The organism is Pseudomonas donghuensis, assembly GCF_000696345.2.
In the GTDB taxonomy this organism is placed as follows: Bacteria; Pseudomonadota; Gammaproteobacteria; order Pseudomonadales; family Pseudomonadaceae; genus Aquipseudomonas; species Aquipseudomonas donghuensis.
In genome coordinates, this window is sequence record NZ_CP071706.1 from 4,215,603 (window position 1) to 4,228,896 (window position 13,294).

Consider the following 13,294-nt stretch of genomic DNA (forward strand, 5'->3'; position numbering starts at 1 on the left):
AGGTCCCTATGCCACCCGCCCACAGCCACAGCAGCCCTGCCCCCGCGCCACTATGGAGCGCCTGGATACAACAGGCACAAAGCAGCCCGTGGCTCAGCGCAGGCTTGGGTTTGAGCCTGCTGGCGGTGCTCGGCCTGCTGGTCGCCAGTGCCTGGAACGCTGTGCAAGGCGAGCACCAGCAAAACCTGCACATGGCCATGCTCGGTGGCCTTGCCGGCTTTGCCGCTACCGCCCTGGGTGCGGTCATGGCCGTGGTGCTGCGCGAGATCAGCGCGCGAACGCAGGATGTCATGCTCGGCTTTGCCGCCGGCATGATGCTCGCTGCCAGCTCGTTCTCGCTGATTCTGCCCGGCCTCGACGCGGCCCGTGGGATCACCGGCAATGGCCCTTACGCGGCATTGACGGTGGTCGTCGGCATGGGCCTGGGCGTGCTGCTGATGCTCGGTCTCGACCGTTTTACCCCGCACGAACACGAGAGCACCGGCCCCTGCGGCCCACAGGCCGAGCGGATCAACCGGGTGTGGCTGTTCGTGCTGGCGATCACCCTGCACAACCTGCCCGAGGGCATGGCCATCGGCGTCAGTTTTGCCAACGGCGACCTCAATGTCGGCCTGCCGCTGACCAGCGCCATCGCCATCCAGGACATTCCCGAAGGCCTGGCCGTGGCCCTGGCGCTGCGCGCAACCGGCCTTTCGACCTTCAAGGCGGCATTGGTGGCGATCGGCTCGGGCCTGATGGAACCCTTGGGTGCCGTGATCGGTCTGGGCATCTCCAGCGGTTTTGCTATCGCCTACCCGGTGAGCATGGGCCTGGCGGCCGGGGCGATGATCTTCGTGGTGTCCCACGAAGTGATCCCGGAAACCCACCGCAACGGCCACCAGACCTCGGCAACCCTGGGCCTGATGGGCGGCTTTGCGGTGATGATGTTCCTCGATACCGCCCTCGGTTAAACGTGCACGGCAACCCGTAGCGCTTCCAGAGCCGGCGCTGCGGCAATGCCGACCTCGGCGCACAGTTCCAGCACCCGTGGCAGCTCGTCGTTGCCGACCAGCACCATCTGCAGCTCGTCATCGAGCAACTGGCTGAAGTTCATCAGCACGTAGCCGCCTGCTTCCTTGTTCATCGCGCCCATCTGCACCTGGATGCGGTTGAGCGCGGTCAGCGGCTCGACCTTGGCCAACTGCTTGGGCTTGAGGTTGAACGGCACGCTCTTGTCGAAGGAGTCGACGATCTGGGCAAACAGGTCCTGGTAGGTATCGGCCTGGAACAGCACGGTATCGGGCAGGCTGCCGACCACAATCCATTCACCCAGCGGGATCGGGAAGCTGTCGTCGTAGTTGATGTCCGGGTTGGCGGCGAGGAACGCCTGCGGGTCGGCATAGGCCTGGGCGGCTTCGTCGGCGATGCGCGCGATGTCTTCCTCGCGCATGCAGCCAGCGCTGATTTTGCCGATGAGTTCGACCAGTTGGGATTTCATGTGGGGGCCCTGCGACGGTAAAAAAGTCGCCAAGGATAGCCGCAAAAGGCCCCGGGGGGTTAGCCGAGCAGCTTGAGCAACTGCTCGCTGGTCTCAGGGGCACCCATGGTTTGCGCCGCGCCCAGGGCATCGCTGCCACGGGCGTCACGGTGGCGCGGGTTAGCGCCCTTGCCCAGCAGGTAATCGACGATGACCGTGCGGTTGAACATCGCCGCCATCATCAGCGCCGTACGCCCATCGGCAGACGTCCCATCGACCTCGGCGCCTTTATCCACCAGCAACTGGACCATCTCCAGGTTGCCCTTGAAAGCGGCGCCGGCGATGGGCAATTGGCCCTTGTCATTGGCAATCTGCGGGTCGGCACCGTGCTCGAGCAGCACTGTAACGGCCTGCAGATGTCCGTGATAGCTGGCAAGCATCAGCAAGGTATCGCCATTGCCATTGCGCAGGTTCACCGGCAGGCCATTTTCCAGCAAGCGCCCGAGCATCACCGCGTCGCCCTTGCGCGCCCGGTCGAACACTTCTTCGGCGAACGCTGCCGCCTCGTCATCGTTCATCGGCGTGGGGCTACGTTGGTCAGACATGGGGAACCTCCTGGCTATCGGAAAGGCCCAAGTCTTTGTCAGCGAGCACGCCGGGTCAACGGTGGATAACTCATGGCCATGACAGAAGAAATCTATTGGCCAGGGCAGCACTGCAAAATGCACTGTGCAAAATGCACGACCGTGCAGAGTGCACGATAGCGCTCTTCGACATAAATTATAACTTATTGATTTATAACGATTTTATCTCAAAGAAAAGCTGGCACAGTCACTGCACCAGTCACTCCATGTCTGCCACTAACAGTCAGGAGCTGATATGGACCTCATCCAGGAAAAATTCGCCTCGGTATTCTCCGCCTACGACGTCACCACTCAGGCGCGCCCCGACGGTGGAATTCTGCTGACCCTGCGGGCAGCGGACGGCACCCAGACCCAGCGCTCGATTTCTTATGCCCAACTGCACAGCGCCGAACAGCTGTCGTGGGCGATCAGTGCGATTCGCCGCGACCTGGCCGGGCAGGCCAGTGAGTTGCCAGTGATTTCAAATTTGCAGAGCCAGCAGCGGTTTGCCTTGCCGACTTATCGGTAAGCATGGAGATCGCATCGCGGGGCAAGCCAGCTCCTACAAGTCTGTGTAGGAGCTGGCTTGCCCCGCGATGGCGATCACTCAGTCATCAAGCCGAGGAAAGTCTGCAGCGATCTTGTCGCCAGTAAAGTTGGCAACCGAACCCTGTACCTGGTTAAACACCCGGATCGCCACAAACCGCGGCTCCTCGCCCAGATCGAGCCAATGCCGAACCCCCGCCGGCACGCCGATCAGGTCGCCCTTCTCGCACAACACCGCATAGATGTAATCCTCGATCCGCAGGCTGAACAGCCCGCGCCCGGCGGCGAAAAAGCGCAGTTGATCTTCGTCGCAGGTATGCTCGGCAAGCAAGCGGGCGTCCGCTTCGCGGGTTACCTCGACACCGGCATAGCCCTTCTCGGCCTTCAGCGCGTCGATACTGGCTTGATAAGCGCCGATCACATCCTGATCGCTGGCCCCCGCCTGAATGGCCGCGGCGGCCTGCCAACGCTCGAAACGCACGCCCTGCTCGGCCAGGGTCGCGGCAATGTCTTCAAGATGAGTCAAGACTTTGTTGGGAATATCCGGGGTGGACTGGTGATACACGGTCAGGCTGCTCATCAGGGCAACTCCTTACTACCGGCCAATGGTTCACGGCCAAGGCTCATGCCCTGTCCTCTTTCATTCGAAGTGCAATGATAACGGCTGCGGCCAGGGCCGCGACGCTGGCAATACTAAAGGTGGTAGCCGGCCCCAGCAGGTTCCAGCTGTACCCCGAACACAAGGCGCCCAAGGCGCCGCCCGTGCCGGCGAGCGCTGCATACAGCGCCTGGCCCTGGCCTTGCTGGCGGGCGCCGAAACTGCGTTGCACGAAAGCGATGGCGGCCGCGTGAAAACTGCCGAAGGTGGCTGCGTGCAGGACCTGGGCAAGCAGCAGTACGCCCAGGTGCTCGGCAAAGTTGCCCAGCAACACCCAGCGCACGGCCGCCAGGGCAAAACTGGCCAGCAGCACCCGGCGCAGCGAGACCTGCGCCAGGATCCAGCTCATGGCCAGGAACATCAGCACCTCGGCCACCACCCCCAGGGCCCAGAGCATGCCGATGGTGCCGCGACTGTAACCCAGGTGCTCAAGGTGCAGGGTCAGGAAGGTGTAGTACGGGCCATGGCTAAGCTGCATGAGTGCCACGCACAGGTAAAACGCGGCAACACCCGGGCTTGCCAGTTGCCTGAGAAAACCGCCGCCGGCCGCACGCTCATTCTGCCCCGGCGGCTGGGCATTGGGCACCCAGAGGCTGGCCACGACGATACCGGCCATGACGACCACCAAGGCAACCGGGTAGATATCCAGGCTAAGCCAGTCGAACAATCGGCCAAGGCCGACCACGGTGAGGATGAAGCCGATCGAGCCCCACAGACGGATCTGGCTGTAGCGTGCGGTCTGCCCTTGCAGGTGGGCCAGGGTGATGACCTCGAACTGTGGCAGTACCGCATGCCAGAAGAACGCATGCAGGGCCATCACCAGCGCCAGCCAGGCGTAGCTTTTGCCGAAGAAGATCAACGAAAAGGTCGCCAGGGTCGACAAGGCGCCCAGGCGCACGATCAGCAAGCGCTGGCCACTGCGGTCGCCCAGCCAGCCCCACAGGTTGGGGGCCACGCAGCGCATCAGCATGGGGATGGCCACCAGCTCGCCGATGCGCGCACTGGAAAAACCCAGGTGATCGAAATACAACGCCAGAAACGGCGCTGTCGAGCCGAGCAAGGCGAAGTAAAAGAGGTAGAAACTGGACAGCCGCCAGTAGGGAATCGGCGCCACGGCTCAGCGAGCCGCGGCGCGATTGGCAGGCGCCAGCATTACAGTTGGCCCAGCACCGGCGTCTTCACGCGCACGTCGGCGTTCTGCCCGCGGTGGCGCAGCAGGTGGTCCATCAGCACGATGGCCATCATGGCCTCGGCAATCGGTGTGGCACGGATACCCACGCACGGGTCATGACGGCCCTTGGTGATCACCTCAACCGGGTTGCCATCGACGTCGATGGAGCGGCCAGGGGTGGTGATGCTCGAGGTCGGCTTGAGGGCCAGGTGGGCAACGATCGGCTGACCGGAGGAAATACCGCCAAGAATGCCGCCGGCGTTGTTGCTGAGGAAGCCTTCCGGGGTCAGCTCGTCACGGTGCTCGGTACCGCGCTGGGCGACGCTGGCAAAACCTGCGCCGATTTCCACGCCCTTGACCGCGTTGATACTCATCAGCGCGTGGGCAAGCTCGGCATCCAGGCGATCGAAGATCGGCTCGCCCAGGCCGGGCATGACGCCTTCAGCGACCACGGTGATTTTCGCCCCGACCGAATCCTGGTCGCGGCGCAGCTGGTCCATATAGGCCTCGAGCTCCGGGACTTTGTCCGGGTCCGGGCTGAAGAAGGCGTTCTGCTCTACCGAATCCCAGGTCTTGAAGGGGATTTCAATCGGCCCGAGCTGGCTCATGTAGCCGCGGATGCGGATGCCCTGGGTGGCCAGGTACTTCTTGGCGATGGCACCGGCGGCCACGCGCATGGCGGTTTCCCGCGCCGAGCTGCGGCCGCCGCCACGGTAATCACGCTCACCGTACTTGTGGTGGTAGGTGTAGTCGGCGTGGGCCGGGCGGAACAGGTCCTTGATCGCCGAGTAGTCCTTGGACTTCTGGTCGGTGTTGCGGATCAACAGGCCAATGGAGCAGCCGGTGGTGCGGCCTTCGAACACTCCCGAGAGGATTTCGACTTCGTCGGCTTCCTGGCGCTGGGTGGTGTGGCGGCTGGTGCCGGGCTTGCGCCGGTCCAGGTCGTGCTGCAGGTCGGCCAGGGAAATCTCCAGGCCTGGCGGGCAGCCATCGACAATGGCGACCAACGCCGGGCCATGGCTTTCGCCAGCGGTGGTGACAGTGAACAGCTTGCCGTAGGTATTGCCGGACATGCAGGACGCTCCGCGAATCAGCCAGATTTGAACAAGAGCGCCAGTATACGCAGGCTAACCATTCAGTTCATCCCTGACGGCGAACCTTCTGCGCCCGGCCCGGTCCAAACCGCACTCTCTCGATAGTGGCCTGATGATGTTGCGTATTGTTGCGGTACTCACCCTGCTGTTCAGCGGCCTGGTCCAGGCTGCCGCTCCCACCGTGTTCCAGCGCCCGGTCAGCCTCGATACCGGCAGCGGCGTGCTGCACGGTAGCCTGCTGTTGCCGCGTACCGAGCAGCCACCACCGGTGGTGCTGATCATTGCCGGCTCCGGGCCCACCGACCGCGATGGCAACAACCCCTACGGCGGCAACACGGACAACCTCAAGCAACTGGCCCTGACCCTGGCGAAAAACAATATCGCCAGCGTGCGCTACGACAAGCGCGGCGTCGCGGCCAGCCTCGCGGCCACCCCGGACGAGCGCGACCTGACGGTAGAGCGCTATGTCGCCGATGCCGTGGCCTGGAGCCAGAAGATCAAATCCGACCCACGTTTCGGCCGCCTGATTCTGCTTGGCCACAGTGAAGGTGCGTTGATCGCCAGCCTTGCCGCCGAGCAAAGCGGCGCCAGCGCCGTGATCAGCATTGCCGGCAGTGGCTGGCCGATCGACAAGGCGCTGCGCGCACAGATATTTGAGCGGGTGCCCGGGCGCTACATGGCCAGTGCCGGCGATATCCTTGATCGCCTGAAAAACGGCAAGACCTCCTCTCGCGTGCCCCTGCCCCTGCAGGATGTACTGCGCCCCAGCGTGCAGCCCTACCTGATTTCGCTGTTCCGCCAGGACCCGGCCGAGGCCTTTGCCAAAGTCAAGGTACCGGCGCTGATCATCCAGGGCACCCATGACTTCCAGGTCAATGTCGACAACGCCGAGATCCTCAAGGCCGCCAAGCCGGATGCCGAGCTTGCCTTGATCAAGGGCATGAACCACATGCTGCGCATCGCACCGGAGCAAATCAGCCAGCAACGCGACAGTTATCTTGATCCGCAACTGCCGCAAGCGGCCGAACTGGGCAAGCGCGTTGTCGACTTCATTCAGCGGTTGCCCGCCAGCTGAGGCCCAATCGCAGAAATTACGCCTCCAGTCCGGGCCAGTCCTGCCGATAAAGTGGTGCTGGCTTCGTCAATGCGACCAGCCTGCTGCGCACATGAGGATTGCCGTGATGACCGAAGCCGCCCCCCAGGACACCGCCGAGACGACTGCCGAACAGGCAGCAGCGGAAGTTGCGCCCCTGCCCTGGGCCGATGTTGCCCCCGAACACTTCCAGATGCTGCGCCTGGCGCCGCTGCCGACCGACCGCAACAGCGGTGCGCGGCCGCTGCGCTTCGTCCAGTACGGCTATGCCGAACGCCACAACAAACAGACCAGCCTGCTACGCATGGCTATCCAGCTGCCGGCGCAGAAGGTGCGCAAGGAACAGAACCACCTGGATGTATGGGTCGACCACGAAGAAAAACGCGTGACCTTCAGCCCTGACTCCGGCCTGCAGATCGAGCCGCTGAACCGCGGCCTGGGGCGTTTTCTGATGAACCAGGCGGTGACCTGGGCGCAACGCAAGTGGCCGCACTATCGGGTCGAAGGCGCGGCCCTGCCGAACAAGGACGCCCTCAACGAAGACACCCGTCTGCGCCGTGACCATGTGCTGCGCAGTCATGGCCTGGAGGTCGAGTACGCTGATGCCCAGCACCTGAAGGGACGCTTTGTCGATGTGCAGGTCGGTGAACTCAAGGGCGGCTGGAACAGTGACAAGGTGCAGCGGGTGGAGATACTCGATGCTGCGCAGATGCTGCAACAGGCCGAGCAGAGCCTGCAGGAAAAAGAAGCGCAATTGCGCGAGCGTGACGAGCGGGTCAGCAAGTACCGCCGTGAAGACAGCGGGCTGCGCTTTACCATCACCTGCCTGGTGGCCTTTGCGGTGTTTCAGGCGGGGTTGTTGATCTGGATTGCGACTCACCGCTAAAAAGCCTCGCTGGCACGCCAGCTCCCACAAGGGCAATTGTGGGAGCTGGCTTGCCAGCGATGGATGCACTGCAAACCTGAAGCCTTACACCTTCGAAGCAAACAACTCCTGATGCTGCCGGCACTGCTGCGCCGTGAGCATGAACACCCCGTGCCCACCCCGCTCGAACTCCAGCCAGGCGAAATCCACTTGCGGATACAGCGCCTCGACATGCACCTGGCTGTTGCCAACCTCGACGATCAGCAACCCCTTCTCGGTCAGGTGATCAGCCGCTTCGGCCAGCATCCGCCGCACCAGGTCCAGGCCGTCATTGCCGCAGGCCAGGCCCAGTTCCGGTTCGTGATGATATTCCTCGGGCATGTCGGCAAAGTCTTCGGCATCGACATACGGCGGATTGGACAGGATCAGGTCGAAGCGCTGCCCCGGCAGACCGCCGAAGCCATCGCCCTGCACGGTATAGACGCGCTCTTCCAGGCCATGACGCTCGATGTTCTGGTTCGCCACCTCCAGTGCCTCGAAGGACAGGTCGGCCAGCACCACTTCAGCGTCCGGGAACACTTCGGCGCTGACGATGCCGATGCAGCCAGAGCCGGTGCACAGGTCGAGGATGCGCGCAGGCTCGCTGGCCAGCCACGGTTCGAAACGTTTTTCGATCAGCTCGCCAATGGGTGAGCGCGGAATCAGCACGCGCTCGTCAACGATGAACGACAAACCACAGAACCAGGCCTCACCGAGCAGGTAGGCGGTGGGTACGCGGTCTTCGATGCGGCGCTTGAGCAGGCGCTGGAGATTGACCAGTTCGTCGTCTTCCAGCTGACAGTCCAGATAGGCGTCGGCGACTTCCCAGGGCAGATGCACCGACCCCAGCACCAGCAGCCGCGCTTCATCCCAGGCGTTGTCGGCGCCATGACCGAAAAACAGGCCCTGCTCGTGGAAACGGCTGACGGCCCAACGGATATGATCGCGCAGGGTGCGCAAGCGAGAAGTGATCACAACAGACTCCTTGAAAGACGACCTGCGATTCTAACAGCCCGGCAGCAGAAATGATCGGCAAAAACACCCTGTAAGGATATCGCCAAGCTGGCTGCAGGCCACTAACGACGCTGGTTGTACGCGAAGCGATTCACATAAGTGCTCAGGCAGGGGACAATAGGGTAAAAGCCCTATCCAAAGGAGCCCTTGATGTCTGTTCCAACGACGATGTTCCACCTCAGCGGTCGCGGCTATCCGCCGGCCAAGCTGAACAATGCCAGCCTGGTGATTATCGATGCGCAAAAGGAGTACCTCAGCGGTCCCCTGGCGCTCTCGGGCATGGATGCTGCCGTGGCCAACATCGCTAAAATGCTCGAGGCGGCCCGCAAGGCCGGGCGCCCGATCATCCACGTGCGTCACCTGGGTACCGTCGGCGGCATGTTCGACCCGCAGGGCCCGCGCGGTGAGTTCATCCCGGGCCTTGAGCCGCAGGGCGATGAGGTGATCATCGAAAAACGCATGCCCAATGCCTTCAAGAACACCACCCTGCATGAAACCCTGCAGAAATACGGCCACCTGGACCTGATCGTCTGCGGCTTCATGAGCCACTCCAGCGTCAGCACCACCGTGCGCCGGGCCAAGGATTACGGCTACCGCTGCACCCTGATCGAAGATGCTTGCGCCACCCGCGACCTGCCCTTCAAGGATGGCGTGATCCCGGCGGCGCAGATTCAGCAGAGCGAGATGGCGATCATGGCCGACAACTTTGCCTGTGTAGCGCCGACCACCAGCCTGATCTGAGCGACCGCCCGGCAGCCGGGCGGAACCACCTCAGGGCTTTTCGGTCCAACGCCGGATATCCATAGAGGAAATCGGAATGAAAATATCCGATGGTTTCGATGCCAAGCGCTTACGCCCACGCACGCCCCGCAACTGGGGCATGCGCTTTGCGGCGGCGTTCTCGGCGTTGCTGGCAACCGCTGGCGTGCTCCTGGCCATGGCCGGCGCCGCCAGCCTGCTGGGCCGCCCCGCTGCCCTGGGCGAGCTCAATGCCAACCCGGCCGGTGCCAGCGTCTTGCTCGGCCTTGGCCTGTTGCTGCTGTACCTGGGCGTGTGGTTCTGGCGCCGCAGCCGTTTGCGCCTGCGGCGCAGCCGCGAGCTCAACCTGTCACCGCACCTGATGAAAAAACACGATTGACTGCACGCCGTGGGGGAGTCGCGTAAACTACGCCGCCCAGGCGGAGGCTTACATGCAAGACGACGATTTTTCCCTGTTCAAAAGCGAGATGCGCGGTGTCAAGCCGATCACGCATGATCGCGCCGAAGTCGGTAAACCCAAGGCCGACCGCAAGAAACTGGCGGGCCTGCGCCAGGCCGCGACAGTGCGCAGCGACCAGACCGTGGTCGATGGCCTGTCGGACCAGTTCGTCATTGATGTCGGCCCTGAAGACGACCTGCACTGGAGCCGTGACGGCGTCCAGGAAAGCCAGATGCGCAAGCTCAAGCTTGGCCAGATCGGCTTCGAAGGCAGCCTTGACCTGCATGGCATGAATGTCGAAAAGGCGCGGGAAACCCTCTGGGCCTTCCTCGCCGAAGCGACCCGTTTCGAAGTGCGCTGCGTGCGCGTCACCCATGGCAAGGCGGTACGCCTGGATGGCAAGCGGCCGATGATCAAGAGCCACGTCAACACCTGGCTGCGCCAGCACCCGCAAGTCCTTGGTTTTACCTCGTGCCAGGCCCGCCATGGCGGTACTGGCGCGGTGTATGTCATGCTCAAGCGAACCATGCTCGAAGGCCGCGACGAGTAACGCCGTACTTGCAGCGCCGCCGCCGCCGCCGTACCCTTCGCGTTTGCGATAAAATCCCACAGGTAGATCCATGTCCCTGGAACAGAACTACACCGCGATCCTTGGCCAGCTTGGCGAGGATATCTCCCGCGAGGGCCTGCTCGACACGCCCAAACGGGCAGCGAAGGCCATGCAGTACCTTTGCCGCGGTTATGAGCAAACCCTGGAAGAAGTGACCAACGGCGCCCTGTTCAGCTCCGATAACAGCGAGATGGTCCTGGTCAAGGACATCGAGCTGTACTCGCTGTGCGAGCACCACATGCTGCCGTTCATCGGCAAGGCCCACGTTGCCTACATCCCTGACGGCAAAGTCCTGGGGCTGTCGAAGGTGGCGCGGATCGTCGACATGTACGCACGTCGCCTGCAGATCCAGGAAAACCTCAGCCGCCAGATCGCCGAAGCGATCCAGAAGGTCACCGGCGCCCTGGGCGTGGCGGTGGTCATCGAGGCCAAGCACATGTGCATGATGATGCGCGGTGTGGAAAAACAGAACTCGACCATGATCACTTCGGTGATGCTCGGCGAGTTCCGTGAAAACGCCGCGACCCGCAGCGAGTTTCTCAGCCTGATCAAGTAAGCGAACCAGACTGCAAGCCGACCTTTCGTGGTCGGCTTTTTTTATTCTCAGGAGTTGCCATGATCGTCAAAGCACTGCGTGTGGGCCTCGGCCAATTGATTGTGTTCGGTGACTGGATCAGCCGCCCGGCCAAACTCAAGCGCGACCCGGCCGCCCAGGCCCGGGTCGAGCAACAGGCCGAGGGCCTGAGCCTGTACCAGTTCCACGCTTGCCCATTCTGCGTGAAAACCCGCCGCACCCTGCACCGCCTGAATGTGCCGGTTGCGCTGCGCGACGCCAAGAACAACGAACAGGATCGCCAGACCCTGCTCGCCGAAGGCGGCAAGATCAAGGTACCGTGCCTGCGTATCGAGGAAGACGGCAAGACCACCTGGATGTATGAATCCAAGGTGATCATCGACTACCTCAACAAGCGTTTTGCCGCCTGATCGCTCAACCGAGCATGGTCACGTGACGGGGATGGCTGGCCACACGTTCCAGCCATGCCTGGATGCCCGGGTACTCATTAAGGTCGAACCCGCCCTGATGGGCGACATGGGTGTAGGCGTACAGCGCGACATCGGCGATCGAATAGTTATCGCCCACCAGGTATGGCGTCAGCTGCAGTTGCTTCTCCATCACCCGCAGGGCCTTGTAGCCGCCCTTGTGCAGGGTCTTGTATTCCTCCAGCCGGTCTTGCGGCAGCCCCAGGTAGAACTGGATGAAGCGCGCCACGGCGATGTACGGCTCATGGCTGTACTGTTCGAAGAACTGCCATTGCAACACCTGGGTGCGTAAACGCGGTTCGGTGGGCAGGAACTCGCTGCCATCGGCCAGGAAGTTGAGAATCGCGTTGGACTCCCACAGGTAGGTGCCATCTTCGAGCTCCAGCACCGGCACCTTGCCGTTGGGGTTCATGGTCAGGAACGCCGGGGTTTCCGTCTCGCCCTTGAGGATATCCACCGAATGCCATTCGTAAGGCAGGTCGAGCAGGTGCAACATCAGCTTGATCTTGTAGCAGTTGCCCGACTGGTAGTCGCCGTAAACCTTGTACATCACTCCCCCTCTTCGTAAGGCTCAATCGTACCCGCGCCCATAGTTGGCGACTGTACGGCTAATTGCAATGCCTGCTGTATGGCAAAGATCAACAGTGTGCGCGGTAGTCTGAAATACCTGCTTACATCCAGCACAAGGAATGCCCCGATGCCCGATGCCACGTCCGCGCAATTGCGCCCTTTGGCCGACTCCTCGCCGTCCGCGCTAGTGGCCGGTTTCATTGCCATGCTCACCGGTTACACCAGCTCCCTGGTGCTGATGTTCCAGGCCGGTCAAGCAGCCGGTTTGACCACCGGGCAAATTTCTTCGTGGATCTGGGCGCTGTCGATCGGCATGGCAGTGTGCAGCATCGGCCTGTCGCTACGTTATCGCACGCCGATCACCGTCGCCTGGTCGACGCCCGGCGCGGCGCTGCTGATCACCAGCCTGGGTGGGGTCAGCTATGGCGAAGCGATTGGTGCCTACATCACCTGCGCAGTGCTGGTGGTGATCTGTGGGATGACCGGTAGCTTCGAGCGCCTGGTCAAGCGCATTCCGGCGTCGCTGGCCTCGGCGTTGCTGGCGGGGATCCTGTTCAAGATCGGTAGCGAGATTTTCATTGCCGCCCAGCATCGGACCGCATTGGTGCTGGGCATGTTTTTCAGCTACCTGCTGATCAAGCGCGTGTCGCCGCGCTACTCGGTGCTGGCGGCGCTGGTGGTCGGTACTGTGTTGTCCGCAGCCATGGGCCTGCTCGACTTCAGCGGTTTCAGCCTGGAAGTGGCCACGCCGGTGTGGACCACGCCAAGCTTCTCCCTGGCCGCCACCATCAGCATCGGCATTCCATTGTTCGTGGTAGCCATGACCTCGCAGAACATGCCCGGTGTCGCCGTGCTGCGTGCTGACGGCTACCAGGTACCGGCCTCGCCGCTGATCACGGTAACCGGCCTGGCCTCGCTGGTGCTGGCCCCGTTCGGCTCCCACGGCGTCAACCTGGCGGCCATCAGTGCGGCGATCTGCACCGGGCCGCATGCCCACGAAGACCCGAACAAGCGTTACACCGCAGCGGTCTGGTGCGGGATTTTCTACGGCATCGCCGGGGTTTTCGGCGCCACCCTGGCGGCGCTGTTCGCGGCCCTGCCCAAGGAGCTGGTGCTGTCGATTGCCGCCCTGGCGCTGTTCGGCTCGATCATGAACGGCCTGACCGTGGCGATGAACGAGGCCAGGGAGCGCGAAGCTGCACTGATCACCTTCATGGTCACAGCGTCCGGCTTTACCCTGTTCTCGATCGGTTCGGCGTTCTGGGGGATTGTTGCCGGGGTGCTGACCTTGATGATTCTCAACTGGCGTAAATAGT

General features: G+C 62.6%; 17 protein-coding genes. 10 read left to right on the forward strand and 7 right to left on the reverse strand.

The features are described 5' to 3' along the window. Positions 1-8: 8 nt before the first annotated feature. Positions 9-950 carry a ZIP family metal transporter gene (locus BV82_RS19615; protein WP_026001503.1) on the forward strand — a complete coding sequence of 314 codons (942 nt, stop codon included), beginning with the start codon at positions 9-11 and terminating at the stop codon, positions 948-950. Here the strand turns inward: BV82_RS19615 and BV82_RS19620 are convergent. Continuing rightward, entirely contained in the window at positions 947-1,477 is a 531-nt protein-coding gene (locus BV82_RS19620) for a hypothetical protein (RefSeq protein ID WP_010226361.1), read from the reverse strand. The genes BV82_RS19615 and BV82_RS19620 overlap by 4 nt on opposite strands. A gap of 59 nt (positions 1,478-1,536) precedes the next feature. Next, positions 1,537-2,061 carry an ankyrin repeat domain-containing protein gene (locus BV82_RS19625; protein ID WP_036996531.1) on the reverse strand — a complete coding sequence of 175 codons (525 nt, stop codon included), beginning with the start codon at positions 2,059-2,061 and terminating at the stop codon, positions 1,537-1,539. 274 nt (positions 2,062-2,335) lie between these two features. Here BV82_RS19625 and BV82_RS19630 point away from each other — a divergent pair, with 274 nt between their 5' ends. Next, entirely contained in the window at positions 2,336-2,608 is a 273-nt protein-coding gene (locus BV82_RS19630) for a DUF3509 domain-containing protein (protein WP_010226363.1), read from the forward strand. A 78-nt stretch (positions 2,609-2,686) separates the two neighbouring features. Here BV82_RS19630 and BV82_RS19635 read toward each other — a convergent pair whose 3' ends face one another. Genes BV82_RS19635 through aroC form a run of 3 tightly spaced genes read right to left on the reverse strand, consistent with a single transcriptional unit; the run spans position 2,687 to position 5,527 of the window. Next, positions 2,687-3,205, reverse strand: coding sequence for a 1,2-dihydroxy-3-keto-5-methylthiopentene dioxygenase (locus tag BV82_RS19635; RefSeq protein ID WP_036996532.1), 519 nt, complete (start codon positions 3,203-3,205; stop codon positions 2,687-2,689). 43 nt (positions 3,206-3,248) lie between these two features. Then, positions 3,249-4,397 (reverse strand): MFS transporter, encoded by a 1,149-nt coding sequence (locus BV82_RS19640; RefSeq protein WP_036996533.1) that lies wholly within the window; start codon positions 4,395-4,397, stop codon positions 3,249-3,251. A gap of 38 nt (positions 4,398-4,435) precedes the next feature. Beyond that, entirely contained in the window at positions 4,436-5,527 is a 1,092-nt protein-coding gene (gene aroC / locus BV82_RS19645) for a chorismate synthase (RefSeq protein ID WP_010224075.1), read from the reverse strand. Between the two features lie 133 nt (positions 5,528-5,660). On the opposite strand from aroC, the gene BV82_RS19650 reads away from it, so the two are divergent. Together BV82_RS19650 and BV82_RS19655 are read left to right on the forward strand one after the other, a co-directional pair. Further along, positions 5,661-6,623 carry an alpha/beta hydrolase gene (locus BV82_RS19650; protein ID WP_010224078.1) on the forward strand — a complete coding sequence of 321 codons (963 nt, stop codon included), beginning with the start codon at positions 5,661-5,663 and terminating at the stop codon, positions 6,621-6,623. Positions 6,624-6,729: 106 nt separating this feature from the next. Then, on the forward strand, positions 6,730-7,527 hold the full coding sequence (locus tag BV82_RS19655; protein ID WP_010224080.1) for a hypothetical protein: 798 nt from the start codon (positions 6,730-6,732) through the stop codon (positions 7,525-7,527). Positions 7,528-7,611: 84 nt separating this feature from the next. Here BV82_RS19655 and prmB read toward each other — a convergent pair whose 3' ends face one another. Next, positions 7,612-8,520 carry a 50S ribosomal protein L3 N(5)-glutamine methyltransferase gene (gene prmB, locus BV82_RS19660; protein ID WP_010224082.1) on the reverse strand — a complete coding sequence of 303 codons (909 nt, stop codon included), beginning with the start codon at positions 8,518-8,520 and terminating at the stop codon, positions 7,612-7,614. Positions 8,521-8,709: 189 nt separating this feature from the next. Between prmB and BV82_RS19665 the strand changes: the two genes are divergently transcribed. The 5 genes from BV82_RS19665 to BV82_RS19685 all read left to right on the forward strand — a co-directional run bounded on the left by BV82_RS19665 (position 8,710) and on the right by BV82_RS19685 (position 11,351). Continuing rightward, positions 8,710-9,300 carry a cysteine hydrolase family protein gene (locus BV82_RS19665; protein ID WP_010224084.1) on the forward strand — a complete coding sequence of 197 codons (591 nt, stop codon included), beginning with the start codon at positions 8,710-8,712 and terminating at the stop codon, positions 9,298-9,300. A 76-nt stretch (positions 9,301-9,376) separates the two neighbouring features. After that, positions 9,377-9,697, forward strand: a complete 321-nt coding sequence (locus BV82_RS19670) for a hypothetical protein (RefSeq protein ID WP_010224086.1) — start codon at positions 9,377-9,379, stop codon at positions 9,695-9,697. A 52-nt stretch (positions 9,698-9,749) separates the two neighbouring features. Further along, the gene (locus tag BV82_RS19675; protein ID WP_010224087.1) at positions 9,750-10,307 is read left to right on the forward strand and encodes a Smr/MutS family protein; all 558 of its coding nucleotides are present in this window, start codon (positions 9,750-9,752) and stop codon (positions 10,305-10,307) included. 70 nt (positions 10,308-10,377) lie between these two features. Beyond that, on the forward strand, positions 10,378-10,923 hold the full coding sequence (gene folE / locus BV82_RS19680) for a GTP cyclohydrolase I FolE (protein ID WP_010224088.1): 546 nt from the start codon (positions 10,378-10,380) through the stop codon (positions 10,921-10,923). Positions 10,924-10,982: 59 nt separating this feature from the next. Next, positions 10,983-11,351 (forward strand): glutathione S-transferase N-terminal domain-containing protein, encoded by a 369-nt coding sequence (locus tag BV82_RS19685; protein WP_010224089.1) that lies wholly within the window; start codon positions 10,983-10,985, stop codon positions 11,349-11,351. Between the two features lie 4 nt (positions 11,352-11,355). Here the strand turns inward: BV82_RS19685 and BV82_RS19690 are convergent, their stop codons facing one another. Then, entirely contained in the window at positions 11,356-11,958 is a 603-nt protein-coding gene (locus BV82_RS19690) for a glutathione S-transferase family protein (protein ID WP_010224090.1), read from the reverse strand. Between the two features lie 147 nt (positions 11,959-12,105). Between BV82_RS19690 and BV82_RS19695 the strand changes: the two genes are divergently transcribed. Next, positions 12,106-13,293, forward strand: a complete 1,188-nt coding sequence (locus BV82_RS19695; RefSeq protein WP_010224092.1) for a benzoate/H(+) symporter BenE family transporter — start codon at positions 12,106-12,108, stop codon at positions 13,291-13,293. Position 13,294: the final 1 nt, after the last annotated feature.